General features: G+C 49.5%; 22 protein-coding genes. 13 read left to right on the top strand and 9 right to left on the bottom strand.

The annotated features are described in order from the left end of the window. Positions 1–10: 10 nt before the first annotated feature. Positions 11–3,007, bottom strand: a complete 2,997-nt coding sequence (locus Q4E93_RS19425; protein ID WP_303588039.1) for a SusC/RagA family TonB-linked outer membrane protein — start codon at positions 3,005–3,007, stop codon at positions 11–13. Positions 3,008–3,221: 214 nt separating this feature from the next. On the opposite strand from Q4E93_RS19425, the gene Q4E93_RS19420 reads away from it, so the two are divergent. The 7 genes from Q4E93_RS19420 to Q4E93_RS19390 all read left to right on the top strand — a co-directional run bounded on the left by Q4E93_RS19420 (position 3,222) and on the right by Q4E93_RS19390 (position 7,626). Continuing rightward, on the top strand, positions 3,222–3,728 hold the full coding sequence (locus Q4E93_RS19420) for a hypothetical protein (RefSeq protein WP_303588037.1): 507 nt from the start codon (positions 3,222–3,224) through the stop codon (positions 3,726–3,728). A 74-nt stretch (positions 3,729–3,802) separates the two neighbouring features. Then, on the top strand, positions 3,803–4,345 hold the full coding sequence (locus Q4E93_RS19415) for a hypothetical protein (protein WP_303588035.1): 543 nt from the start codon (positions 3,803–3,805) through the stop codon (positions 4,343–4,345). Next, entirely contained in the window at positions 4,311–5,030 is a 720-nt protein-coding gene (locus Q4E93_RS19410) for a metallophosphoesterase (protein ID WP_303588033.1), read from the top strand. Before Q4E93_RS19415 ends, Q4E93_RS19410 begins: the two co-directional genes overlap by 35 nt. A 10-nt stretch (positions 5,031–5,040) precedes the next feature. After that, complete coding sequence (locus Q4E93_RS19405; protein WP_303588031.1) at positions 5,041–6,015, top strand: SRPBCC family protein; 975 nt, start codon at positions 5,041–5,043, stop codon at positions 6,013–6,015. A 35-nt stretch (positions 6,016–6,050) separates the two neighbouring features. Next, complete coding sequence (locus tag Q4E93_RS19400; protein ID WP_303588029.1) at positions 6,051–6,611, top strand: Crp/Fnr family transcriptional regulator; 561 nt, start codon at positions 6,051–6,053, stop codon at positions 6,609–6,611. A 53-nt stretch (positions 6,612–6,664) separates the two neighbouring features. After that, on the top strand, positions 6,665–7,282 hold the full coding sequence (locus Q4E93_RS19395) for a hypothetical protein (RefSeq protein WP_303588027.1): 618 nt from the start codon (positions 6,665–6,667) through the stop codon (positions 7,280–7,282). A gap of 47 nt (positions 7,283–7,329) precedes the next feature. Further along, positions 7,330–7,626 (top strand): hypothetical protein, encoded by a 297-nt coding sequence (locus tag Q4E93_RS19390; protein WP_303588025.1) that lies wholly within the window; start codon positions 7,330–7,332, stop codon positions 7,624–7,626. Positions 7,627–7,631: 5 nt separating this feature from the next. Here the strand turns inward: Q4E93_RS19390 and Q4E93_RS19385 are convergent, their stop codons facing one another. After that, positions 7,632–8,165 carry a hypothetical protein gene (locus Q4E93_RS19385; protein ID WP_303588023.1) on the bottom strand — a complete coding sequence of 178 codons (534 nt, stop codon included), beginning with the start codon at positions 8,163–8,165 and terminating at the stop codon, positions 7,632–7,634. A 124-nt stretch (positions 8,166–8,289) separates the two neighbouring features. Further along, complete coding sequence (locus tag Q4E93_RS19380) at positions 8,290–8,886, bottom strand: short chain dehydrogenase (RefSeq protein WP_303588021.1); 597 nt, start codon at positions 8,884–8,886, stop codon at positions 8,290–8,292. A gap of 125 nt (positions 8,887–9,011) precedes the next feature. Between Q4E93_RS19380 and Q4E93_RS19375 the strand changes: the two genes are divergently transcribed. The 3 genes from Q4E93_RS19375 (at position 9,012) to Q4E93_RS19365 (ending at position 13,080) form a co-directional block, all read left to right on the top strand. Beyond that, complete coding sequence (locus Q4E93_RS19375; protein WP_303588019.1) at positions 9,012–9,365, top strand: winged helix-turn-helix transcriptional regulator; 354 nt, start codon at positions 9,012–9,014, stop codon at positions 9,363–9,365. A gap of 220 nt (positions 9,366–9,585) precedes the next feature. After that, positions 9,586–9,846, top strand: a complete 261-nt coding sequence (locus tag Q4E93_RS19370) for an ORF6N domain-containing protein (RefSeq protein ID WP_303588017.1) — start codon at positions 9,586–9,588, stop codon at positions 9,844–9,846. A gap of 789 nt (positions 9,847–10,635) precedes the next feature. Continuing rightward, positions 10,636–13,080 carry an ABC transporter permease gene (locus Q4E93_RS19365; protein WP_303588015.1) on the top strand — a complete coding sequence of 815 codons (2,445 nt, stop codon included), beginning with the start codon at positions 10,636–10,638 and terminating at the stop codon, positions 13,078–13,080. 574 nt (positions 13,081–13,654) lie between these two features. On the opposite strand, the gene Q4E93_RS19360 is transcribed toward Q4E93_RS19365, so the two are convergent. Continuing rightward, entirely contained in the window at positions 13,655–14,593 is a 939-nt protein-coding gene (locus Q4E93_RS19360) for an FtsK/SpoIIIE domain-containing protein (RefSeq protein WP_303588013.1), read from the bottom strand. A gap of 38 nt (positions 14,594–14,631) precedes the next feature. On the opposite strand from Q4E93_RS19360, the gene Q4E93_RS19355 reads away from it, so the two are divergent. Further along, complete coding sequence (locus Q4E93_RS19355; protein WP_303588011.1) at positions 14,632–15,282, top strand: putative polyvalent protein kinase domain-containing protein; 651 nt, start codon at positions 14,632–14,634, stop codon at positions 15,280–15,282. Between the two features lie 254 nt (positions 15,283–15,536). Here Q4E93_RS19355 and Q4E93_RS19350 read toward each other — a convergent pair whose 3' ends face one another. Then, a complete protein-coding gene (locus Q4E93_RS19350) occupies positions 15,537–16,784 on the bottom strand; it encodes a C45 family peptidase (protein WP_303588010.1) in 1,248 nt (415 codons plus the stop codon). A 418-nt stretch (positions 16,785–17,202) separates the two neighbouring features. Between Q4E93_RS19350 and Q4E93_RS19345 the strand changes: the two genes are divergently transcribed. Further along, positions 17,203–17,742: an ORF6N domain-containing protein gene (locus Q4E93_RS19345; RefSeq protein ID WP_303588008.1), complete on the top strand. Its 540-nt coding sequence runs from the start codon at positions 17,203–17,205 to the stop codon at positions 17,740–17,742. A 756-nt stretch (positions 17,743–18,498) separates the two neighbouring features. On the opposite strand, the gene Q4E93_RS19340 is transcribed toward Q4E93_RS19345, so the two are convergent. Further along, positions 18,499–19,392: an ADP-ribosylglycohydrolase family protein gene (locus tag Q4E93_RS19340; RefSeq protein ID WP_303588006.1), complete on the bottom strand. Its 894-nt coding sequence runs from the start codon at positions 19,390–19,392 to the stop codon at positions 18,499–18,501. A gap of 464 nt (positions 19,393–19,856) precedes the next feature. Next, positions 19,857–20,696: a carboxylating nicotinate-nucleotide diphosphorylase gene (gene nadC / locus Q4E93_RS19335; protein WP_303588004.1), complete on the bottom strand. Its 840-nt coding sequence runs from the start codon at positions 20,694–20,696 to the stop codon at positions 19,857–19,859. Positions 20,697–20,936: 240 nt separating this feature from the next. Between nadC and Q4E93_RS19330 the strand changes: the two genes are divergently transcribed. Next, on the top strand, positions 20,937–23,378 hold the full coding sequence (locus tag Q4E93_RS19330) for an ABC transporter permease (protein WP_303588002.1): 2,442 nt from the start codon (positions 20,937–20,939) through the stop codon (positions 23,376–23,378). A gap of 176 nt (positions 23,379–23,554) precedes the next feature. Here the strand turns inward: Q4E93_RS19330 and Q4E93_RS19325 are convergent, their stop codons facing one another. Both Q4E93_RS19325 and Q4E93_RS19320 read right to left on the bottom strand, forming a co-directional pair. Next, a complete protein-coding gene (locus Q4E93_RS19325; RefSeq protein WP_303588000.1) occupies positions 23,555–23,953 on the bottom strand; it encodes a winged helix-turn-helix transcriptional regulator in 399 nt (132 codons plus the stop codon). Between the two features lie 128 nt (positions 23,954–24,081). Further along, positions 24,082–24,765: an SDR family oxidoreductase gene (locus Q4E93_RS19320; protein ID WP_303587998.1), complete on the bottom strand. Its 684-nt coding sequence runs from the start codon at positions 24,763–24,765 to the stop codon at positions 24,082–24,084. Positions 24,766–24,899: the final 134 nt, after the last annotated feature.

Below are 24,899 nucleotides of genomic sequence, written 5' to 3'. Positions count from 1 at the left end.
AATTTTAAATTTATTTGAACTGTACGTTCATCCCCAGAATGAACGAACGTGTCTTGGGATAATAATCACGGTTGTCGATGCCCGGGGTCAGCCCGCCGATGTTTATTTCCGGGTCGATGCCCCTGTAGGAGGTCACCGTGAAAACATTGTTCACGCTGCCATACAGGCGGATCTGGCGGAAGTTGACGTCATCGAAATGGAAGGTGTAACCCAGTGAAAGGTTTTCCAGACGCAGGTAAGACCCGCTTTCCAGGAACCGGTCCGAATAGAGGAAAGCATTCTTATCATTATAGGCCTCGTGCAGCGAGAACTTCGCCAGGTTACTTTTGGCGGCGTCCGTCGTCGTGTTGAGGGCCGCCAGCGTGGCATTCAGGATCTTGTTACCCGTCACGCCGTGAAAGAACATCCCCAGATCGAAATTCCGGTAGTTGAACGTGTTATTAAAGCCAAAGATCAGCTGGGGTTGCGCATTGGCGCCGGTGACCATCAGGTCGGAAGTACTGGGAGAGGTGGTCTTACCGCCTTTTGCCGACTGATAGGTGGACACACCCACGCTGTCCTTGCCGAGATAATGCCAGAGATCAAAGGTCCCCAGCGGAGAACCCTGCTGTATCAGCTGGCTCCAATTGCCCGACTGTCCCTTCCCACCCAGGATCGCCACAGGGATGGAAGTCAGCTTAAACTGGCTGTTGGCCAGGGAAGTGATATCATTCTTGTTATGTGCAAGATTGATGCTGGTATTCCAGGTGAAGCGGGGCGTCTTCACGGGTGTCGCGTTGATCACCAGCTCGATGCCCCTGTTGTGGATCGTGCCCGCATTGGCCGACAGTGTAGTCGATATGAATTGCGTGACAGAAACAGGATATTGCCAGATCAGGTCAGAGGTATTCTTATTGTAATAGTCTACTGAAGCGCTGAGCCTGTTGCCGAATAAGGCAACGTCGACGCCGATGTCCAGCATGGAAGTGCGCTCCCATTTCAGGTTGGGATTTGCATTCTGATTGGGCGCTATCGAGTTGATGTACTGACCATTCTCATAATGCCTTCCCACCGGACCGTACTGCAGCTGCGCGATCAGGGGATCGAAACCCAGCGAGTTGCCGGATATGCCATAGCTGGCCCTTAGTTTCAGGTCGTTCAGGTTCCTGACATCCCGGAGGAAGGATTCGCTGCTGATCCTCCAGCCCGCCGAAACAGAAGGGAAATATCCCCAGCGGTTGTTGGCGCCAAAGGCGGACGAGCCGTCCTTACGAAGCGACCCTTGCAACAGGTATTTTGAATCGAAAGCATAGTTCACGCGGCCATAAAAAGAGATGAGGCGCAGCGGTGTCAGGTTATTGTTGTCGAAGGTGATCGTCCCGTTCGGCGGATTGCTCAGGCTTAGATTGTTGTACGCCAGGGCATCGCTGACAAAACCTTGCGTGTTCACACCAAAGCCGTCCCCGTTGTTGGTTTCCTGCCAGGAGTAGCCGCCCAGCAGCTTGATATCATGTAAACCGAAAGTCCTGTCGTAGTTGAAATACGATTCGATGATATTGCTCGTGCTGGTGTAGGTGTTGCGATAGGCATGACCGCTGGTCCCCTTATTGAGGGTGGACAATGCATCGTTGTACTGGTCGTTATTGGCCTGCTGCCTTTGCGCGGCAATGCTGGCCGTATACTTCAACCCGGGAAGGATCTTCACTTCTACCAGGCCATTCACCAGGTAGAGGTTGGTTTTCGTTTCATTCGTGTTGTAGGCTATCAGCGCCAGCGGATTGCTGCCGCCCCGCACATTGCCCGTAAAGTCCTCTGTAAAAGATCCGTCAGGACGCTGAGCGAGAACAGTGGGCAGGTAGTTCAGCATATTGCTGTATACGCCCGAATTCACGTCCTCCTGTTTCGTATAGGTGTTGGTGGCGGACAGGCCCAGCCGTACCCGGTCGTTCAGGACCCGGTGGTCGATGCTAAAACGGGTGATGAACCTGTCCAGCGAAGTCCCCTTTATCAGGCCGGGATTGTGCAGATAGTTGATCGAAAACCCATAAGCGGTGTTTTTCGAATTACCCAGCACCGAGAGGTTGTGATTGGTGGACACGGGCGATTGTTCCACTGTTTTTTGCCAGTCCGTATTGACAGCCCGGCCGTTGACGCTGTCGTTATTGGCCGGGGCCAGCTTCTGCCCGTTGTCGGAAAGGTATTTCCGCAGCTCGTCGCCAGTAAGCATTTCCAGGCGTTTGGCCACTTTCTCCGTCGATACGTAAGCGCTGTAGACGACACGGGTTTGATTCACCCTCGCTTTACGCGTGGTGATCATGATCACCCCATTGGCCGCCCGGGAGCCGTAAATGGCCGTGGAAGCCCCGTCCTTCAGCACATCGACGCTTTCAATATCATCCGGCGCGATCAGGTCGATGGATGCGCCGGGTACGCCGTCCACGACATAAAAAGGGGATTGTGCCGACCCCGTACGCAAAGTGGAAGGCCCCCGCAGAATGACCGTAGGCGCCTGGTTCGGGTTGCCGCTCTTGCTGACAAGCAATCCCGCCACCTTGCCCTCCAGCAGCATGGCCGGTGAGCTGATGACCCCCTGGGTAAAATTCTCGGGCGCCACCGAAGAGATGGAGCCGGTGACTTCCCTTTTCAGGGCCTTACCATAGCCGGTGACGACGACATCGCTCAGCTGCCCGGACTGCACCGCCAATACGATGTCAATGGTAGTCTGGCCGCCGATGTCGACCTTTTTGGTTTCATACCCTACAAATGAAAAGTGAATGATTTTTGCCATGGCCGGGAGCGTAAGCTTGTAATGACCGTCCTTGTCAGTGGCGGTGGAAGCCTTGCTGCCCTCAACCGATACGGTTACTCCCTGCAGGATTATGCCTTTTTCGTCCTTCACCACTCCTTCTACGGAGCGGAGGTCCTGGGCGGCGGCAGTCATGGCCCAATAGCAAACAATCGTCAATAAAGATCTTCGGAAATAGGTTTGGGCGCGGCCCATGGACCGCGGCAGGCATTGCTGATTCATAAAGCATTCGTTTTGTTGGTGTTAAATGTAGTGGAAGACACTGCGGTTTTATGCACTTTTATGCACAATACTGCGGCATTCCCGGCAGCAAATGTATGTCGGGTATATTATGGGACCGTTACCAATCGTCCCATTTGGAAAATTAAATTTTATCCATTTACTTTGTAATTCAAAGTACTTCTAAATTCAAATTAAAACCCTTATTCAACCCCGTATGAAGAAAAAAACTTTGAGAGATCACCTGTCCCTGATCCTGCTATTTCTTCCGGCCATCCTGTTCGGCATCCTGCTCCTGCTGTACAGGACGCACCTGAAACTCAGGTTCAGCACGCATTTCCCTTATGCAAGCTGGCAGTTCTACGCCATCGCCTTATTCGGGACCATCGCGACGGCGGGTGGCGTGCTCGACTGGCGATACCACAGGAACCCCCTGAATATGAAGATCCCCAAAAAGGAACGTGCGGCGGAAGCCCTTGCCCTGGGCACTGGCGGCATACCCATGTTCCTGCTGATGTGGTTTGCCATGCTCAGCGCACATCCGGCCAATTTCTTACTGCCTATTATCATCGTCCTCATCTACACCGTCGTTGAGATCAGCTATGATGAATTCGTTTTTCACATCAAGCGATGCGGACGGCAGGAGAACAGGTATCACCGTATGCTGGTCTTCGGCAATGGCCTTGCCTGGATCTGCTGGTTTCATTTTATCTATTGCGCATGAACGATCGTCATCCCTTCACAGCATGAACCATCAACATCTCATCCCAGCATGAACCATCAACATCTCATCCCAGCATGAATCATCGGCATCTCATCGCAGCCAGCAGGGCGCACCTGGCAAAATATCCGGCCCCTGCGCCCGTGTCAGGTCCTATGACCATGTTCCCCGGAGGCGCCAGGTGGATGTATGACAGGCTGAATGAACTGGACGGGGGCGCCATCCGGCCATTCGATCCGGAAATAAACTATACGTTAATGGGATATCTGAAATATGGCATTTGCCTCACCGGCGCTTCCCTGGCATGCTGGTGGTCTCTCCAATACGACCCGTTCCTGCTTCCCCTGTCGATCCTGGTCTTCTACTTGCTGGAAGTGCAATTTCTTTTCTTATTTCCGCTGTTGATCGATGGGGCGAAGCAGCCCATCCTCAGCGGCATCCGGGAAGTCCTGAGGATCGGAGTGATCCGCTGTCTCCTGACGGTGATCCCCCTTTCCATTTTCATGATGACAGGCCTCCTCCGGAGAAAGAATAATTTTCATCATTGGTACATCGGTTGTCTGTCCATCTTAATCTGGTATAAACATGAAGTTAGAAATAGGATATCACCATCCCTTTGAGATCCGGAAATATTCCTGTTTCCCCGAAAAGGCCGCACGGATAAAGATCCTGTATCTTTCGGACCTCCATTACAACCGGCGTGGCCAACGGCTCGCCGAAACCCTCTGTGAAGAGATAGAGCAGATCCATCCGGACATCATTCTTTTGGGAGGCGACTACACCGATTCGCGAATGGGCCTGTATTATTTCCAGGGTATGATGGACGCCATCGCTCATTTTCCAAACATCTTTGCCATCTGCGGCAATCACGACAGGCCGCGCGAGCGGCAAACCCGGAACATCATAGAGGCCTGCAATGGTACCTGGCTGGACAACAGCTCCGCAACCATTACAGCAGGTGGTCTTATTATCCAAATTGATGGGGGCGCTCCCTCCGCGCCGTCCGGCACAGCCGATCTTTCCATATTGTGTTTGCACAGACCCGTCGACGTTGCGAAGTTCGCCCATCAGTATCATTTGATCTTTGCGGGCCATTTACACGGCAGCCAGGCCGTCCTGTGGAGCACCAGGAACGGCTTATATCCCGGCAGGCTGATCTATAAATGGAACAGGCTTTCCGCCCAATTCGGGAATTGCCAATACCTGATCAGCAAAGGACTGGGCGACACTTTACCCATTCGATACAATTGTAAGAAAGATGCCATCCTCGTAGAAGTGGGTGCATCCGAACCACCCACACCATAAACCTTTCACCATGAAACTTTTATTATCCGTCTTTTTCGCCTCCTTCTATGGACTGACCATTCGCCTCCTGTTTGATTTCTTCGATGGCTCTTTGGGGATCATGAGCCTTTCCTTTTTCTTCCTCGTCCCATTCCTGGTGGGATACCTTACGGTCTTGCTGCTTCCTTACAAAGAAAACCACACCGCAACTGGCGCGTTCTTCAAGGCGCTGTTACCCTGCATGGTCATCATGGCGATCACCCTTGCGTTGAATGTCGAAGGTTTGATATGCTGGATCATGGCATCTCCCATCATCATCATATTTGCAGGCTTTGGGGGTGTCATGGCTTTTAACAGAAAAAAAAGACGTGCGATGGCCAAAGCGCTTTGGGATTTCGAAAAGGAAGATTGGCAAAAGCCCGGCAGTCTCAAGATCTCTTTCTTATTTTTACTCCCCCTCCTGGCCGGAGCCATTGAAGGTGATAGCACTTCCTCCTCCAAAGCGCTGACCATTGAGAAACAAATAGAGCTGAGGGCGGCTCCTGGTGCGGTATGGAATGCGCTGATCGCAGGCAGCCGGACCCTTGCAGGGCCCCGTCGCACTACCCTTTCAGGCCTGATGGGGTTCCCCCGTCATTTGAGCACAACGATGCAGACCCCTGCCGTAGGAGGGACCAGGATTGCTACCTATGAGAAAGGACTGGAATTTGTGGAGGCCATCAAAAAGATCGAGCCCGGTCGCTCGCTGACCCTGGAGATCACGACAGACCCCTCCAAAATTTCCAAAGCCATCATGGATGAACACATCGTCATAGGCGGCGATCATATAAAAATGGGAGAGGACGGATACAGGCTCGAACCTTTGCCGAATGGCGGCACCCGTCTTTTGTTATACAGCCGGTTTTACATCCATACGCCATTCAACTGGTATGCGGGGATCTGGGCGCGGCTGCTGATGTCCGATGTACTCCGGGATGAATTATATTCGCAGACACATGCGCTATAATAGCAGAAATATTACATAACTGACAACCCTTATCTATGATCGAACAGGTTTTTGCATTCCTACAAAAGTTTTATCCCCTGACCGATCTGGTCAAAGCAAAACTGCTCTCCTTACTTAAGACAAAGACTTTCAAAAAGAAAGATTACCTGCTGAGGGAATCACAGACCTCCAATCACATATATTTTATTGAAAAAGGCCTTGTGAGGATCTATTACACGGATGATGGAACTGAAATTTGCTCCGGTCTTCTGTCAGAAGGCGGCATGGCCCTTTCCGTCGAAAGCTTTTTCAACAGGGTCCCGGGCTATGAATTTATTCAGGCACTGGAAGAGACCACCGTATGGTATTTGACGTACGATGAACTGGAATCCCTGTATAAGGACTTCATAGAGTTCAATGTCGTGGGAAGAAAGTTGATCACCGAACATTACGTCCAAAGCGAGCGCAGGAACTATTTACTCCGCAAATTAAAAGCCAGGGACAAATACGAATGGTTCAAAGCCAATTTAGACGATCTGCTGGCAAGAGTTCCACGTAAGGACATTGCCAGCTATCTGGGTCTCACACTGGAGACACTAAGCAGACTAGGTTACTAAAAAATTGACAAATATCAAATTTCTGCCTGCTGCTTTTCTCTTATTTCGTGTGCATGAAACACACTTTTAAACTTCTTTTGCTTTCACTGATGGTTTTGCCGGGATGTGCGGCGTGTTATGATCCGGCTTTGGAGCATCCCGACGGGCATGGAGGCGGATATAATCTGACACCGCTGGGCTGCCTCATTTACGGCCCCTGGAAGCCCCCATACCAAGGCAAAAACATTACCATACGTTGTAAGGACTCCGTCCTCGTATCGTACGGCGAGGATTTTACCGCTCTGGAAAAAGCACTTGTTTTCGAGCTGGAAAGGAATGGCACAGTGAGATATTGGCTGGACAGCACAGATGAATCAGCATTGCTCAGCAGCGGTAAGATCATATATAAATCTTCCAGGCCGTACAAACCGGATTCACCGGAAAAAGTTCCCGGACAATTCACCGGAGGAAAATGGACGGTAAACTACCAGGACAGCTCAATCGATATTGAGTTTCAGGATCCGGCATTCGTCTTGCCCCCGATACGGGGAAAATATGCGGATTTGGGGAGCGACGGATTAGCGCTGCAAATAACCAAAAGTTATGACACCGTGATACATCTTGTCAGAACCACCGTCTCCAGGATTGAAACAACATTTTACAGCCACACCTGGGTGTATTCATTCGATTAGCTCTCACGATCAAGGATAAATTTCTTTACATTTGAGATAGCATCTCAATGAAAACAAAAAAACCCTACAACAACATACGGATCGTGGCAATGATCCTCCTGGGGATGGTCTTACTTTCAGTGGCCTGTGATTGGATCGCGTTCTATGTCCTTCATACGCAGGAAATCAGTCCCCTCATTCCTGTCAGCACGACGCAACAACTCGCCCAGGCGGTTAAGATCATGGCCATCGTGCTTTCTTCGGTCGCCCTGCCCGCGTTGATCCTTTTCTTCTGCAGGAAAGACCGATGGGTGGTCGTCCTCTGCGGCGCAGCAATGGTTTTTGAGTCGTTCTATGCCTCGTAGATCGCCTACTTGATAAACACCAGCTTAAAATTTCCCTTCACTTTGATGCCATTTCCCCCGCCTTTCACAATCCCGCCGCTGCCATTAAAAGTCCCCGAAAAGTCGCCCCTCACCACACTGTCCGACAGTGGCAGAAAATTCTCATACCTCACCTCGTCATCCCGTGGCGCCGGCCGGGTATAGTCTTCGCCCCAGTCCGCCAGGCTATCCGCCCGGGTGAAATAGCTCACCTCCATCGTATACATCATGCTCCAGGGGCTGCGCTGGTACCAATTGAAGGTCTTCGCCATTACTTTCTGGAAGGCGTTGGCGGCCGTGATCGTCATCCCTCCTCCTTCGCCGCTGCCATAGCGGCTATAGGACAACGAAGTGATTTTCATTACCGTATCATTAATCGTCACCGTGACTGTCGTCTGGGGCGCGGCGGGTACCGCGGGCGGCGCTGGCGAAGGCCCGGAAGACCCGCCAGGACCATCATTGTGCTTGCTGCAGGAGAATAGCAGACAGGATAAGAGCAGGAGCCTGGTAAAATTTCGCATGAATAAGATTTCTATAAATTTCATGAAATTTTCCGTTGCCCCACGCATCCCGTTCGTTAAAAGCTCATTAATGTCTTCGCCTCACTGCACCCAACCGTGCTCGACCCCGGAAGGTCACCCCAGGCTAGCGCACCGCAATGACCTGACCCGTCCCGGCGCCCAAAAGACTCCTGATGTAGGCATTGACTACCCTTTCCATCGTCACCGGCACCTGTCCCGGAAAAAACGGAAAATAAGCAGGGGAATCTTCTACCATGGTAGGACTGACCACGTTGATGCGCACGCCATTATCCAACTCCAGTGCTGCAGCCCGGCCAAAACTTTCCAACGCCCCATTGATCGCGCTCAAACTGGCGCCCAGCCTTATTGGGTCATCAGCAACGCTTCCCGACGTAAGCGTGAAAGAACCCTTCGGCCTGATATAGTGCTGACCGATCAGCACCAGGTTGATCTGCCCCATCAACTTGCTATCGATGCCCTTGCGAAAATCTTTATCCGTCATGGTATTCAATGGCCCGAAATGCGCATCGCCTGCTGTACTGGTAAGGGCGTCAAAAGGTCCAACTTTTTTAAACAGGTCTTCAATGGAGGCGGGCGAGGTGATATCCGCCCGAAGGTCCCCGCTTTTTGCTCCGACCCGGACAATCTCGTGCTCTTTTTCAAGTGCCGCCGTAACTTTCCTTCCAATAGTGCCCGCGGCACCGATGATAATGATCTTCATAATAATAGTCGTTTGAAAAGCAAAGATGGCCCAATGCTGGATAAAAGTCAAGTAGTTACCTGATTGTATAGTATTGACAAATTTGTCGTAATTTTATCCAGCCTGACTATCAGGGGAAATAAAAAATGGAAAAAAAATATCATGGCATTTCCGAGTGCCCTATCACCGCGACCATCGATGTCATCGGAGGCAAATGGAAGCCCATTATTATCTGGCTGTTGATGGAGAGGACCCATCGCTTCGGAGAGCTGCACAAGATCATTCCCGGAATGGCGTTGAAAGTGCTGTCCCGTCAATTAAAGGAATTGGAAGCGGACGGCATCGTAAAAAGAACCGTATTTGCGGAGGTGCCCCCCAAAGTGGAATATTCGCTTACCCCCAAGGGGCAGAGCCTCACGAATGTCATGACGCTGCTTTCCGAATGGAGCAGAGAGCATATTCTCGCACCTGCCGTTTTCGACAAATCATTCCGATCTTAAAATTTCCATTTGTAATTTCCCTCTTTCCACTGGGTCATTGGTTTGAATCCAATCGGGGTTATTGATGCCGGCAACGACAGCAAAAAGTTTTCGAAATTTGAGATATTTATTTTTTTACTTTTGAAGCCCTTCTGCCTCCTCCAGACCGAATTAACAAACAACAATTGATTTTTTTTAATTATTAAGGTATAGCAAATAGCTGCACCTAAAAACCTATCTTATGCCAAAGGAGATTAGACCAATTGTAATAGCAGAAGAAGCTGTAATTAGTAAAATTTACGTCATCCGGGGACAGAAAGTAATGCTGGACAGAGACCTGGCAGAACTGTATGGCGTTGAGACGAAAGCATTAAAACAGGCCGTTCGAAGGAATATAGACCGTTTCCCTCCAGATTTTATGTTCGAAATGACCGAGGAAGAACTGGATAATTGGAGGTCACAATTTGTGACCTCCAGGCAGGACAGGCAAGGTTTACGGTAGGCACCCTTCTGTTTTACGGAACAAGGGGTCACCATGTTATCCTGCATCCTGAATAGCGAGAGAGCTATATCGATTAATATCTTGATCATTAGGGTGTTCACAAGGCTGCGGGAAATGGTCTTAACGCACAAAGATTTCCTTATCAAACTGGAACAGATAGAGAAAGCTATGCTCCAACAGGATAGCAGGACGAATAAGCACGAAGAAGAGATAAAGTTGATCCTCGACGCATTAAAGGAGTTGCTAAATCCTCCAACTGAACCAAGACCCCGAATTGGCTTTCGCAGAGCGGACGAAAGAGACTGACGCTATTCGGCGCTACATTAGAAACCTGATAGGAGCTTCAACTCCTCCCATACCCGGTTTGAAATCTGTCCAATCCGGGTCACTATCCAACATTCAATTTTTAGATCCCGCTCTGGCAGCGGGTTTTGTTGTGTTTGAATATTTCCGCCCTTGAAATCTATGTTCTATAAATAATTCATATCTAATGATTCGCGGTTTGAATCTCTTTCGGGGCATGTACTGGATAGAGATCTTGCAGAGCTTTACCGCGTTGAGACGAGAACATTAAAACGGCTGTTCGCAGAAACATAGATTGCCGATACAATGACTGGCGCATACCCCTGCCGATGCTCGTTTCTGCACGATTGCTGTATCGGAACCGAACATCATTGTCTCTCACAGGCCTTGACAGAACAATGGTCTTCAAGACTTTATAAACCCGGCACTTTTTTGGGAGCATCCTAACGCTTTGGCCGCCTTTCTCGTCATAAAACCGACCATCCCATGTTCCGCAACAATCTCAAGATCGCCATCCGAAGCCTCAGAAAAAGCAAGGGCTTTACCGCCCTCAACATTATCGGCCTTGCTTCCGGCCTCGCTGTCTGTCTTCTCATCGTTCTGTACGTCACCGATGAGCTCAGTTACGACCGTTACAACGTCAACGCCGACCGCATTTATCGCATCAGCGTCGACACTTACGTCAGTAACACCTCCATCCACAATGCCCATACGTCAAAATTCCTCGGGCCCGCCCTCGTCGCCTCCTACCCCAAATTCCAGCAGATGGTCCGGCTCTACAGCCCGGGCGACATCCTGGTCAAAAAAGGGAACGACTACGTCCTCAACCATCATAAGGTCTTTGCGGACAGCACGATCTTCAAGGTCTTCACGTTCCCATTTATCGCCGGCGACCCCAATACCGCCCTTAATAATCCCCATTCCATCGTCATCGACGAAAGCGCCGCCCGCCGCTACTTCAACAGCACTGATGTTGTCGGCCGCACCCTCGAAGTAGGCAACGACAATACCCTCCGCAAGGTCACCGGAGTCATCCGTGACATGCCCGAACAATCCCATTTCCACTTCAGTTTTATCCTGCCATTCCGCGATGCCTCGTTTGCCCCCAATGATGACTCCTGGCTCACCAATGACTTCTATACTTATGTCCTGGTCCAGCCTGGCACCACCGCCTCGGAAGTCCAGAAAGACGTCACCCGGACGGCCTATACCAACGTGAGCCGCGTGGTCCAGCAACAGTTTCACGTCTCCGTCGATGAGCTGACGAAGTCGGGTAACCATTTCCGATACCCCATTATGGCAGTCACCGATATCCACCTGCACTCCAACCTGGATAGCGAGATCGAGCCCAACAGCAGTGTCACCTACATCTATATTTTTTCCATCATCGCCGTCCTCATCCTCGGGATCGCCTGCGTCAACTTCATGAACCTCAGCACCGCCCGCAGTGCCAGCCGGGCAAAGGAAGTCGGCATCCGCAAAGTTGCGGGGTCCACTCGGGGCCACCTCGTTGCCCAGTTCCTCACCGAGTCAATACTGCTAAGCCTCGTCTCGCTGGTCCTCGCTCTCGGGATCGCTCGATTGCTCCTGCCGTTATTCAACAACCTCGCCACCAAACAGCTCCAATCCGGCATGCTCTTCTCCGCCCGCTTCCTGCCCATCCTCGCCGCCCTCGCCCTCGTCGTAGGCTTCCTCGCCGGCAGCTATCCCGCCTTCTACCTGTCCTCCTTCCAGCCCAGCAAAGTGCTCAAAGGCAAAATGACCGCAGGGATGAAGAGCAGCGCGCTCCGCAGCGTCCTTGTGACATTTCAGTTCATTATCTCCATCGGCCTGATCGTCTGCACCATCGTCATCTACCGCCAGTTGAATTATATCCGCAATAAGGAGGTTGGGTTCAACCGCGACCAGGTACTCGTCGTTCATAGCACCGGGATTTTGGGTCCGGATGGCGCCCAAACATTCCGTAAAGAACTCCTCGCCCTCGGCGGCATCTCCGACGCAACGATCACTTCCCACCTTCCTACCGTCGGTGGCGGCCGGTATGCCACCCCAGGTTGGTTCCGCGATGCTTCTGGCGGGAAGGGATCGTCAATGACGACCCTTTGGGTCGACGATCATTATGTTCCTACCCTCGGCATGAAGATCGTCAAAGGCCGTAACTTTGATCTGGCCCGATTCCCCACCGACTCGACCGCGGTCATCATCAATGAAGCGGCGGCGCGACAGCTCGACATGAAGGATCCGCTAAATATGCAGCTGTGGCGGTCGACCAAAGAAAAAATCGAACAGAGCGTTTTTCACGTGATCGGCGTCGTAAAGGATTTCAACTACAATTCCATGCACGATGCCATCCACCCCCTCGTCCTCAATGTAAATACACGGTACGATCAGGACTTTGGCGCCGTCGCCGCCCGATTTCAAACCAATGACGTCTTCGGCCTCGTCCGTCAGGTAGAAGCCAAGTTTCACGCCATCAGGCCAGATATCCCGTTCGACTATACGTTCATGGATGATGATTTCAACAAGCTCTATCACACCGAGCAGCAGCGCGGCCAGATCTTCATCACCTTCGCGATCTTCGCCATCTTCATCGCCTGCCTCGGCCTCTTCGGCCTCGTTACCTATGCCGCCGAGCAACGCACAAAAGAGATCGGGATCCGCAAGGTCCTCGGCGCCCGCGTCAGTGCTATCGTCGGCCTTCTCAGCAGGGACTTCACCATGCTTGTCGGGATCGCTGCGCTCATCGCCTTCCCCGCCGCGTGGTGGGCTATGTACAAATGGCTCGAGACGTTTGCCTATCGTACGGAGATCAGCTGGTGGATCTTCCTCGTGGCCGGCGCCGTCGCCCTCGCGATTGCCCTGTTGACGGTCAGTATTCAGACTTTCCGCGCGGCCCTCGCTAACCCCATAAAATCCTTAAGGGCTGAATAGAGCCACGCGCAGAAGCTGTCCCTTCTAGGTTCGGACGCTATCGCGTCCTCTTGCAGCGAATGATCGGCGAAATGTTTAACAAGGGTGACCGCGCGTTTAAATTTCAGCAGCTTGATTGCCAATCATTTAGATTTACGATTAACCTTAAATTATTTAGAAAATGGTTTGAAAAGTATCCAATCCGGGTCACGAAGCCGACCAGACGAAGTCTGCCTGGCTTTTTTTGTTTGGGAGCGCGCGAGCTCGCTCGCAGGCGCGGACAAGCAAAAAAGCCGCGGGTACCCGAGTAAAGCGAAGGGTACGAACGAGGAGGAGCGATAGCTACGACGAAGTTCTATAGCGGACCGGGAGGCTTCGGGTAAGGCCCTCGCAGGAGTACGGATCGCCGGAGGCAATCCAATCCGGGTCGCAAAACAAATTAAAGTCTTCAAATCAATGAGCTTGAGGGCTTTTTGTTTTTTTGCAACTCTCATGAATATTGTAAACTTTTAATAATCAAACGCTGGATAGTTTGAATCCAACTGGATCAACATTATGGTAATTCAAACCACCTACCCAAATAGACAAGTTATTGTTATGGATGTAAATATTGTTCTAGTTCTATTTCGCTTTTGATCAGCACATTTCGCGGCTTACCGCCCATTCCCGGCCCCACCACTCCCGCCGCATCCAGCTGATCCATCAGTCTGCCTGCCCGGTTATATCCCAACTGCATCCTGCGCTGCAGAAGAGAGGTAGATCCCAGTTGATTCTGTACGATCAGACTGGCCGCCTCCTCGAACGATGGATCCCTGTCAACCAGATCGAGCTCCCGGGCCTCCGCTTCCTTCTCATCCACATACTCCGGCAATTTATATGCCTCTGGATATCCACGCTGCTCACCGATGAACTGGGTGATCGCTTCCACCTCAGAAGTGTTAGGAAAAGCGCACTGCACACGAGTGATTGCGCCATCGTATGAAATGAGCATATCTCCGCTACCTTCTAGCTTTTCGGCTCCGCCATCGTTTAGAATGGCCATCGAATCTTCTTCGAAAGCGACTTTAAATGATGCCCGAGCCGGGAAATTACGTCCTACATTTCTTGTAAGAATTTCAGGAGACGGACGATTTGTAGCAATTATCAGATGTATTCCGACTTCACGTGCCGATGCTGCTAGTCGTACAATCGGCATTTCAACCTCCTTACCCGCCGTCATGATCAGGTCCGCAAACTCATCCACCACCAGCATCATAAAAGGCAGGTACTGATGCCCCTTCTGGGGACTCAACCTCCGTTTGATGAATTTTTCATTGTATTCCTTGATGTTCCGGACATTCGCCTCCTTCAACAGGTCATACCGGTTGTCCATCTCGATACACAAGGCATTCAACCCCACCGATTTCCCCTGACCCGTAGCGCCAGCCATCAACAGGTGCGGCATCGAAGCCAAATCCACGATAAAATTCTCATTGTCTATCTTCTTGCCGATTGCACAACGTATTATATAGTTGGTTTTCAGTAGAATAAGCAAATTTGAAGGTAGATTGTTTTTATTTATTTTTGCATCAAATGTTCATCGACGATGATACCCGAAAAAGACTTACTGATATCGTTAAAGGAACTGTCCTTAAGGGAAAAGAAAATAATTGCACTGCAGCCCGAAATCTCCTATGCGCAAGCTTTAGAACAAGTACAACGGTTAAAAAAGATTTCGAAGGTCAGTCCCGTGTTAAAGAGGAGCAGGCCGAATTCTTAAGACACCACTGTTCACTCAGAAATTGGTGGGTACGTGAGTTGCCGGGTGAAGAGACTTTTCTAACACGAGGCGGGGAAGCCAAGATTTATTTTGCCTCGGATCGGCGGAATGTTATAAAAATGAATGACGCCGTCTATTACGCAACCTGGTTGGAGTTCTTCAACAGCCTCGTTATTCACAATCTCCTATTTGAAGAAACAGCGTATGATTTTTTGGGTTTCGCTGAAAATGAAGGCAATCTCGTAGCAGTATTGAAGCAACCATTTATTACATCTGATGCTCCAGTCGATTTGGATGATGTTAAAAAACTATTGGCATTCAATGGTTTCAATAACACTAAGAGAAATGATTATTTCAATGAGGACCTTGGATTGATCCTTGAAGATATGCATGACGAAAACATCATTGTCAATTCCAACACGCTATTTTTTATTGATACGGTATTCTATACGATCTCAAAGTAACCCATTTTTCCAGACAAAAATTCCAAGTCGTTCAATACCTGGTTTGAAATCCGTCCAATTTCCGGGTCACATTTTGGCACACAATTTTTAGACCCGCTTTGGCAGCGGTTTTTTTTTGTTTGACAAAAAGTCCCTCTTACAAGGCCTTTTGCAAATGATTCATAATGAAGCTATGCGGGTTTGAATCCATTCCGGTATTTTCATCGTTTGACAGGGGTTCTTTTCCTGCAATTTTTGGTGGTAAGGGCTTATTATTAAACATACAATCCCCAATAGGCGAAAAGCAGGAGCAAGAAGCCGTAGCAAAATATATTTGTCGTCAGGATAGTCTTTCCGGATCTTCCCCAATGCCCGGATCGCAGGGTCCGGACGGTCATGACTATAAGCGGAATGAACAACAACAACAGCGTGAGCGGAAAATAAGAAGACAGGTTAAGCAGGAATTTCCCGTCCTCCGAATAAGGAGCATCAAAATAAAAGATCGCCTTATTTGAAAGGAGGTTGCTGATATAGTAGATCAATCCCAGGTTCAGGAGGCCCAAAGGCAGTCTTATCTTAAGGGAGGCGGAGCGTGTGAGCAGGAGAAGGCAAAGCAGTGTTAGCAGAAGCCCCAGCCGGAGTGCCTGCAGCGCTATATTCAGAATGGGATTGTTAAACGGTGTTTTAAAACCTAGATAACGAATGTATTCCGCATTGGGAGGAAAAAGGGAGCTCATGAGAAAAGAATGGTCTCCTTTTGCAAGTTCCTGTTGCAGGTTAAAAGAGGTGGTATGCCCGTAGTCATGATAAAAATACAGGTTAATCAACCCTGCATTCAAGTCATAAATAGAAGTATAGGTAGTGCCGTCGCCTAGCCTTTTTCTGCATTCATGCATGGTGTCCATCATGGCCCGGCAAAAAGAAAGGCTTGTATCTTCCTGGTGCTGTAAGAACGCTATTCCTCTTCTATAGCGGCCGATGGTGACCTGGCTGGGGTCAGGTGTGAGGGATGGGCAGAAATTGGACAGAACATAGGTTGCGTTCAGGCCAATGATGGTCGTATCGACTTCCACGACGAGATAATTTCCCGCCTTATCGACGAACAGGAGCATGCTGTTATTAAAAATGCTCCTGTCATACCGATTGACATAGTCCCGTACTTGTTCCACGGTGGCGCATTTTTGCAATATACCTTTGAGAAAATCACCGGCAGCACCCGTCTTCATTCTTCCGGTCTGAGGATGTAAGGTCCGGGGGTATACGGCGAAACCGTCGAAGACCAGCCCCGCTTCGTTCATACCTCCTTGTGGAAAACCGTCATTATGACCTACATAGGCAGCGCCATAGTGCCCTTGCCGGCCTGTCTCGAACCAGATGCAGGAATTCACCCGCCAGGCATCTTCGTTGTTGCCGACCATCGTTTTTCCATATAAGGTGATCTTGAACATGCTGCAAGGCAATGTCTGTTCTGACGCCAGCAATTGGATGAGGAGAAATAAACAGGCAAGATGTTTCTTTTTCATGCATTAAAGATAATACAAAATACATAAGCATACAATGCATTTTTATATTATGTTTTCGCCAATGAAGATGCCGACCAAAGGCTTAAAATCTTCCCAAATCCGGTTTGAAATCTGTCCAATCCGGGTCACTATCCAACATTCAATTTTTAGAACCCGCTCTGGTAGCGGGTTCTTTGTGTTTGAACCTTTCGCTTCTTAAGTCACGCTATCTGTAAAGTCCTCATAACTACCGGGTTCCCGGTTTGAATACGTTTGGCGTAAATAATCCAGAATCAGTAAACTTTTTGAAAATTCAAAGCCAATATTTTAACTAATTTTGAATACCTTCTTGCTCTCTCCTCCCAATTTATTGAACAATAATTAAAATTGCCTACCGCCATTATAGCGCTGCAATTGACACACTTCAAAAACCAATCTTATGACAGAAGAAAAAAATACAGTAACGATAGTCGAGAAGGCAATTCTCCAAAAAATAGTCGTTCTACGCAACGAAAAAGTAATCCTTGATGTACACCTGGCGGAATTGTACGGGGTGGAAACAAGGACTTTAAAGCAAGCGGTCAGAAGGAATATAGAAAGATTCCCGGCCGATGATTTTATGTTCGAACTAACTGAGGATGAGATAGCTGCAGTGGTATCACAAAATGTGATACCACACAGGAAATACCTGGGTGGCGCCAATCCCTTTGCATTTACGGAAACAGGGGTAGCCATGCTATCGAGTGTGCTTAAAAGCAAGGCCGCTGTGGAAATGAATATAGCGATAATCCGGACGTTTGTAGCATTACGAAAAGTTGCTTCTAACTACAAAGAGATCATGGAGATACTGATGGAGATGAGAAGCCTATATGATGCACAGTTCGAAGAGGTATATTCAGCATTGGAGAAGTTGATCAATCCACCTCCTCAGGAACCAAGGCCCCGAATTGGCTTCCGCAGAGGGGATGAAATTGACTAAAGGTGATGGACGTCATGCTAGAAATCGGATAACAGTATCAAATCATTCCATGCGCGGTTTGAAATCTGTCAAATCCGGGTCACTATCCAACATTCAATTTTTAGAACCCGCTCTGGCAGCGGGTTTTTTGTGTTTGACAAGATGTAGCTCTTACACGGTTTTTTGCAAATGATTCATAATGAAACTATGCGGGTTTGAATCCATTCCGGCATTTTCACAGTTTGCCAGTGGTTCCTGTACCTGCCATTTTCTTAAAGTTCCAGAAGGTTATTATTTTTTATTTTTGCATAAGTCCTGCATTCCTTCCGCGTTGCCTTTTCATATGGCCAATATGATGGCTTCTAAATTAATGGGGCTGATTTTATCAACTACCCATACCAGTAAAAAGGGTTAATTATTCCAGCTATTACTAAAGAGCAATTTGACAGTCTTTAAATGGGCCGTTATTGAAGATAGACATGAGTTAAAAGCGACGGGTTGAGAAAGGGCAAATGGAACACTAAGGGCTAAAAAACAAAAACCCGGAAGACGCTCAGTCTATATCGAGCAAACATTCGAATGTCACAAGCCTTTCTCGCCGTTTTAGGTATTTTTGAAGTGGTTTTGAGAAACAAAATAGATCTGCATTACAAATCCCATTTTTCTGTAACTCCAGACTGGCTTCTTGCTTCTACACAGCCTCAGGGATTTCTCACTCGAAATGGTTGTCAAAATTCTGTGAATAAAATATCCAGGACTTGTAAATAGCTTTCCATATCATTTGAAAAATACAGAACTATCAAATCGTTCCGCTTGTTTTACCCATTGTTCAGGAATGGTATTTTCGTCAGCTACTAACGCAACGATACTTCCTACAATCGCAGCAATGGTATCTCTGTCGCCAAGTCCACTTACGGCGGTCCAGATCGCCTCTTCGAAATTATCTGTATGATAACCAGCACACCACAGCGCAAAAGGTATGGTATCCTGAGCAGTTAATTTGATTCCATTCCCTAAAATGGAGACGATCGTTCTGATATCATAATTTCGGGGAAGCGTTGCTGCCTTCCTAATTTTATACTTTACATCGCTTTCGGGCATATTTACCATTACAAACTCGAAAAACTCCTTTGCAGGTAAGGATTTGCCACTCAATCCGGCCCGCGTACATATGCAGGCTGCCAAAGCGACAGCTATAGCCCCGGCAATTGCCTCGTTGTGAAAATGAGTAACCTCAGCTGCCAACGTAGCCTGCTCGATCACTTTCTCAACATGTTCATGGAAATAAGCTCCGATCGGACCGGAACGCATTGCCGCGCCATTTCCCATTGAACCCATCCCGTCAAATGCTCTACTGCTCACTTCTTTCCAATGCTTACCTCCTGCAAGGTCTTTTAAAATAGAGTGTGCGGTGCCCCCGTAGCCCCGATAATTGTCTAACAAATAATTATCTGCAAACTCCCTGGCAAGCTGATCTTGTTCTATTTTATTATGTTTTGATAGTATGTTGAATATCCCAATACTCATGACGGTATCATCAGTAAAGAACCAATCGCCCTCCTGGAGCTCTCTTAGGTGTATTCTACTTGTAATTTTTTCTTCTTCACCAAAGAATGTTTCGCCAAAGGCGTCGCCGAGTGACAAACCGAGAAGGGATGTCTTTGCGAGCATAAGGGGGTCACTTATTTTCATACCAGGCATCAAATTAGATAACTAAGATATTTTAAAAAGTCTAGTGGATTTCACACCCGGATAATATGATTAAAATTTGTAAATTAATTCAATCCTAACCGCCTCTAAATGAAAATATAATAAATTGCTCCTTTTCAGAAAGCTAGATTCACTACACGTCTTAAATCAATTAGAAATGAGTTCGAAAATCGTACAGCCAGGTCGCCTTGAAAAACCTTTGCCCCCAAAATATATGATAAACTGATAGAAAACTCATTTTATTGCGACCACCGTACTTGCCACTATACGGCTTTATGCAGCAAATCAAAAAATGGCCGATATTGAGCCTTTCCGTTATGGAATGGGAAAGAGAAAACTCAATCTTACCAGTTCTTTCCTTTCTACTTGACTAATGGCCCACGGCATCGCTCAATATAAAATGATAAAACCAAGGTGTTTCTTGCTCATAGTATGTTCGCCTTAAGGCTCAGATCCATGCTTACAGCATGGTTAATGATGGCGCCAACAGATATATAATCCACTCCAGTGCGTGCATAATCCACGATGTTATCAAGCGTAATGCCGCCAGAAGCTTCTGTTTCGTATCTGCCGCCTATTAATGCCACCGCTTCTTCAACCTGCGCGGGAGTATAGTTGTCCAGCATTATGCGATGTATATTGCCGGTAGCCAACACTTTCTTTACATCATCTATATTGCGAGTTTCCACTTCTATTTTCAGGTCAAGTCTATTGGCGCGCAGGTAATTATTGGTTTGCTCTATCGCCTTCTCTATGCCGCCGCAAAAATCTATATGGTTATCTTTCAGCATCACCATGTCATACAGCCCCATGCGGAGGTTCGTGCCGCCACCTGTACGCACCGCCTCTTTTTCATAAGCCCTGAACAAAGGCGTGGTCTTGCGGGTGTCTAATATTTTTGCCGGGTATTCCTTTATCGCGTTCACATACTGCCGGGTAAGCGTAGCAATGCCGCTCATGCGCTGCATACAGTTAAGCACCAATCGTTCGGCCTTCAGTATAGTATGCACGGCGGCAGCTACTTCAAAGGCTATTTCGCCATTGCTTACTTTATCGCCGTCATTTTTGTGAGGGGTAAAAACCGCGTTGGGCTCTATGTGATAAAATATTTCTTTGGAGAGGCTTATACCCGCAATAATACCGTCTTCTTTTATTTTCAATATCGCTTTGCCCTTGGCGCTGGCAGGTATGCTGGCCAATGTGGAATAGTCACCTGGTCCCACATCTTCCAGTAATGCAGCTTCAATAAATTCCTTTATATTCATTATTATAATATTATATGGCGTGCAAAATTAGTAATTCTCGCGGTATAGGCAGTTTGTACGAATTCCCCGCATCCCCCGCCGATGCTCGTTTCTGCACGATTGCTGTATCGAAACCGAACATCGTTCTCTCTCACAGGCCTTGACAGAATAGTGGTCTTCAATACTTTATAAACCCGGCACTCTTTTGGGATCATCCAAATGTCCCGGCCGCTTTACTCGTCATATAATACTGACCATCCCATGTTCCGCAACTATCTCAAGATAGCCTTCCGCAGCCTCAGGAAAAGCAAGGGCTTTACCGCCCTCAACGTCATCGGCCTCGCTGCCGGCCTCGGGGTCTGTCTGCTGATCGTCCTGTACGTCACCGATGAGCTCAGTTACGATCGCTACAACGTCAACGCCGACCGCATCTATCGGATCGATGAGGATCTCTACTTCAATAACACCCAGTACGACGCTGCCACCACCTCCAAATTTTTCGGCCCCACGCTGGTCGCTTCCTATCCGAAGATCCAGCAGATGGTCAGGTTCCGCAACACGGGCAACCTGCTGGTGAGGAAGGGCAACGACCACGTCCTCGACCATCACTTCACCTTCGCCGACTCGACGATCTTCAAAGTCTTCACGCTGCCCATGATCGCCGGCGACCCCAATACCGCCCTCAACAACCCTCATTCCATCGTGATCGATGAAAGTGCCGCCCGCCGCTATTTCAACAGCACCGATGTCATCGGCCGCACCCTGGAGGTAGGGGGTAACAATACCCCCCTCAAGATCACGGGGGTCATCCGGGACATGCCGGAACAGTCCCAGTTCCATTTCAGCTTCATTCGTCCCATCCGCGAAGCCTACAACTTTAATGACCCCAGTGACAACGACTGGGTAAGCAATGCTTATTATACCTATATCCTTGCCCGACCCGGCACTACGCGAGCGGAGGTCCAGAAGGATGTAAACGAAGTGGTCAACCTCCATATCAGCCCGGCCCTCCAGGGAATGTTCCACGCTTCGGGCGCCGACCTCGAGAAAGCGGGTAATCATTTCCGGTGCCCCATCTTTCCCCTCACCGATGTGCACCTCCATTCCAATAAGTCTGGTGAGCTCGAAGCCAACAGCAATATCCAGTTCGTATACATCTTCTCTGTCATCGCCGTGCTCATCCTCCTGATCGCCTGCGTCAATTTCATGAACCTCAGCACCGCCCGCTCCGCCAACCGCGCCAAGGAAGTGGGCATCCGCAAGGTCGCCGGCTCGACGAAAGGACACCTCATCATGCAGTTCCTCACCGAGTCCATCCTGCTCAGCCTCTTCTCCCTCGTCCTCGCCCTTTGCATCGCTGTCCTGCTGCTACCGATGTTCAATCAGCTCGCCGGCAAATCGCTCCATCCCGACGCGCTCTTCAGCGGCCGGTTCCTGCCCATTCTCATCCTCCTGGTGCTGGTGGTCGGCTGTCTCGCAGGCAGCTACCCAGCCTTCTACCTTTCTTCCTTTCAGCCGATGGATGTATTGAAAGGAAAGATAGCCGCGGGCTTCAGGAGCAGCTGGCTCCGCAGCAGCCTGGTGGTCTTTCAATTTTTTATTTCCATTGGCCTCATCGTCAGTACCCTCGTCATCTATCGCCAGCTGCATTATATTCGAAATAAGGAAGTCGGCTTTCGTCGGGATCAGGTACTCGTCCTCCATAATACCTGGCCACTCGGCCGGGATGGCACGACCAATCTTCGTAAGAACCTGCTCACCCTTGCCGGGGTCACCGATGCAACCGCCACCCCCGACATCCTCACCGTCCAAGACCTGTACTGGCAGGAAGGCTGGTTCCGGGATGCCTCGCTCGACGCCAGGAAGGCGATCATCATGACTACGCTCAGGGTCGACGACCATTATGTTCCCACCCTCGGCATGCAGATCGTCAAAGGCCGCAACATCGACCTCGCGCAATTTCCTACCGACTCCACCGCCATCCTCCTCAATGAAGCCGCCGTAGCGATGCTCGGCGTGAAGGACCCGCTCAACCTGATCCTCTACAATCATGATGATGAGTTCAAGACTATCACCTATCATGTCGTCGGCGTCGTAAAGGATTTCAACTACAACTCCATGCATGACAAGATCCATCCCCTTGTTATGGTGGTCAACACGTATAACTGGAGCACCATGGCCGTCCGCTTCCACTCGAATGATGTATTCAGTCTCGTCCGGCAGGTGGAAAGTAAGTTCCATGCCGCTAAGCAAGGACTGCCCTTCAGCTACACCTTCATGGATAACGACTTTGATAAATTGTATCATGCCGATCAGCAGACCGGCCAGATATTCATCACCTTCGCCGTCTTCGCCATCCTCATTGCCTGCCTCGGTCTCTTCGGCCTGGTTACCTATGCTGCCGAACAACGCACCAAGGAGATCGGGATCCGCAAGGTCCTCGGCGCCCGCGTCAGCGGTATCGTCGGTCTGCTCAGCAAGGACTTCACGATGCTTGTCGGGATCGCTGCGCTCATCTCCTTCCCCGTCGCGTGGTGGGCCATGTACAAATGGCTCGAGACGTTTGCCTATCGTACGGAGATCAGCTGGTGGATCTTCCTCGTGGCCGGCGCCGTTGCCCTCGCCATTGCCCTGTTGACGGTCAGTATTCAGACCGTCCGCGCGGCCCTCGCTAACCCCATAAAATCCTTAAGGGCTGAATAGAGCCACGCGCAGAAGCTGTCCCTTCTAGGTTCGGACGCTATCGCGTCCTCTTGCAGCGAATGATCGGCGAATTATTTTCGGGTCCTGAGCGACCGCGTGTGGAAATTCCACAAAGGCTCGCACGTATGTGCGGGGCGCGATAGCGTGGGAGTTTGTTCACACAAAGCGTAAAAGGCTTAACCCGCGGCTGTAATGCTTTTTGAATCTATTCCCCATTTGCACATCGCTTCGATCACCGGGATAAAAGTCTTTCCCTTTTCTGTAAGGATGTATTCTACTTTCTTAGGTTTTTGTTGATACTCTCTCCGCTCGACGATGCCCGCCGCTTCGAGTTCTCTAAGATGCGTAGTAAGAACTTTTTTGCTCAATCCCTCAACGATATGCAGAATCTCGCCGAATCTGTTTGCTTCGTGGACGATAAGATTAAGGATCACTGGCTTCCATTTGCCGCCGATAATATTGTTGGTCAGCCTCACGGGGCAATTGCCTGCCTGTTGCACCATCGACAGGAAGTGATCAAACCGTGGAGAATTCTTTTGTTCCCGTAGGGCATTCAAATAGCGGATTCTGTCCATTTTTTTGCGTGTTTAATGTCTGATCCTGGTTCTGTTCTCCGGATAATCATGCGCGATGGCGTTGCCCTGGGCCTGAACGCTAGTTTGCGCAAAAAGAAGGGCCGCGCGAAAGGCAAGTAGCAGCAGCTTCATAATTTTATGCTTGCTCCTCCGTCTATTTCGAGGACCTGCCCGGTCATGTATGCATTGCTCATCAAAAAGACTACCGCATGACCTATGTCTCCGTTGGTCCCTTGGTAACCCACCAGGTTTTTGTCGATAGAAGTATGGTTACCTTCTTTGTCTATATAGGTCGGGCGGATGGCGTTGACCCTGATTGGAGCCAGCGAGACCGCCATCGCCCTGGCCAGCCCTTCGGTTGCCGCGAATGCGACGGTGACCAGGGTATAGTCCGGATGAGGCCGGACCGCGTAGCCGCCGGACATAAGTGTGATGGACCCACCGGTGTTGATACGTCGGACTGCCTGTTGAAGGAACATAAAAGTGTGCCAGAATTTACCGTAGAGGTAAGAGTTTTGGATGTTTTGGTATTCGGCTTCAAACCGGCTCTCCCCTCCTGGGGAGGCAGAAATAAAGAGGTGATCGAAATTGCCCACTGCTTCGAAAAATCCAACATAGGTCGTGGCGTCAGTCAAATCGAAGCAAATCGTCCGGGATTTTGGCCCCAACACTTCCTTCGACAGGCGAAGCTGCTCTACATCACGCCCGGCAATAACGACGTCCGCCCCGGATCTGACTGCAGTGCGGGCGGCGCCCAGACCCATCCCGTGGCTGCCTCCGACAATCAACACTTTTTTGTTTTCCAGTACCATGCTTAAAAATAGCGGAAGTGAGAAGACCAAACAAGTAGTTACCCAAATGTAACCCGTCGCCCACAGGAGCAGCGAGATTATCAAGCACTTATATCAGCAATTAACCTCAAATCGCCAGGAAATCGGTTTGAAAA

This window comes from Flavitalea plasmicola (genome assembly GCF_030546645.1).
In the GTDB taxonomy this organism is placed as follows: Bacteria; Bacteroidota; Bacteroidia; order Chitinophagales; family Chitinophagaceae; genus Puia.
This window is presented reverse-complemented; position numbering and strand designations above follow the sequence as displayed.

Bases quoted from the DNA above. Each gene is read 5' to 3' on its own strand.
- Q4E93_RS19425 (WP_303588039.1), bottom strand. From the start codon at position 3,007: ATGAATCAGCAATGCCTGCCGCGGTCCATGGGCCGCGCCCAAACCTAT.
- Q4E93_RS19420 (WP_303588037.1), top strand. From the start codon at position 3,222: ATGAAGAAAAAAACTTTGAGAGATCACCTGTCCCTGATCCTGCTATTT.
- Q4E93_RS19415 (WP_303588035.1), top strand. From the start codon at position 3,803: ATGAATCATCGGCATCTCATCGCAGCCAGCAGGGCGCACCTGGCAAAA.
- Q4E93_RS19410 (WP_303588033.1), top strand. From the start codon at position 4,311: ATGAAGTTAGAAATAGGATATCACCATCCCTTTGAGATCCGGAAATAT.
- Q4E93_RS19405 (WP_303588031.1), top strand. From the start codon at position 5,041: ATGAAACTTTTATTATCCGTCTTTTTCGCCTCCTTCTATGGACTGACC.
- Q4E93_RS19400 (WP_303588029.1), top strand. From the start codon at position 6,051: ATGATCGAACAGGTTTTTGCATTCCTACAAAAGTTTTATCCCCTGACC.
- Q4E93_RS19395 (WP_303588027.1), top strand. From the start codon at position 6,665: ATGAAACACACTTTTAAACTTCTTTTGCTTTCACTGATGGTTTTGCCG.
- Q4E93_RS19390 (WP_303588025.1), top strand. From the start codon at position 7,330: ATGAAAACAAAAAAACCCTACAACAACATACGGATCGTGGCAATGATC.
- Q4E93_RS19385 (WP_303588023.1), bottom strand. From the start codon at position 8,165: ATGCGAAATTTTACCAGGCTCCTGCTCTTATCCTGTCTGCTATTCTCC.
- Q4E93_RS19380 (WP_303588021.1), bottom strand. From the start codon at position 8,886: ATGAAGATCATTATCATCGGTGCCGCGGGCACTATTGGAAGGAAAGTT.
- Q4E93_RS19375 (WP_303588019.1), top strand. From the start codon at position 9,012: ATGGAAAAAAAATATCATGGCATTTCCGAGTGCCCTATCACCGCGACC.
- Q4E93_RS19370 (WP_303588017.1), top strand. From the start codon at position 9,586: ATGCCAAAGGAGATTAGACCAATTGTAATAGCAGAAGAAGCTGTAATT.
- Q4E93_RS19365 (WP_303588015.1), top strand. From the start codon at position 10,636: ATGTTCCGCAACAATCTCAAGATCGCCATCCGAAGCCTCAGAAAAAGC.
- Q4E93_RS19355 (WP_303588011.1), top strand. From the start codon at position 14,632: ATGTTCATCGACGATGATACCCGAAAAAGACTTACTGATATCGTTAAA.
- Q4E93_RS19350 (WP_303588010.1), bottom strand. From the start codon at position 16,784: ATGAAAAAGAAACATCTTGCCTGTTTATTTCTCCTCATCCAATTGCTG.
- Q4E93_RS19345 (WP_303588008.1), top strand. From the start codon at position 17,203: ATGACAGAAGAAAAAAATACAGTAACGATAGTCGAGAAGGCAATTCTC.
- Q4E93_RS19340 (WP_303588006.1), bottom strand. From the start codon at position 19,392: ATGCTCGCAAAGACATCCCTTCTCGGTTTGTCACTCGGCGACGCCTTT.
- nadC (WP_303588004.1), bottom strand. From the start codon at position 20,696: ATGAATATAAAGGAATTTATTGAAGCTGCATTACTGGAAGATGTGGGA.
- Q4E93_RS19330 (WP_303588002.1), top strand. From the start codon at position 20,937: ATGTTCCGCAACTATCTCAAGATAGCCTTCCGCAGCCTCAGGAAAAGC.
- Q4E93_RS19325 (WP_303588000.1), bottom strand. From the start codon at position 23,953: ATGGACAGAATCCGCTATTTGAATGCCCTACGGGAACAAAAGAATTCT.
- Q4E93_RS19320 (WP_303587998.1), bottom strand. From the start codon at position 24,765: ATGGTACTGGAAAACAAAAAAGTGTTGATTGTCGGAGGCAGCCACGGG.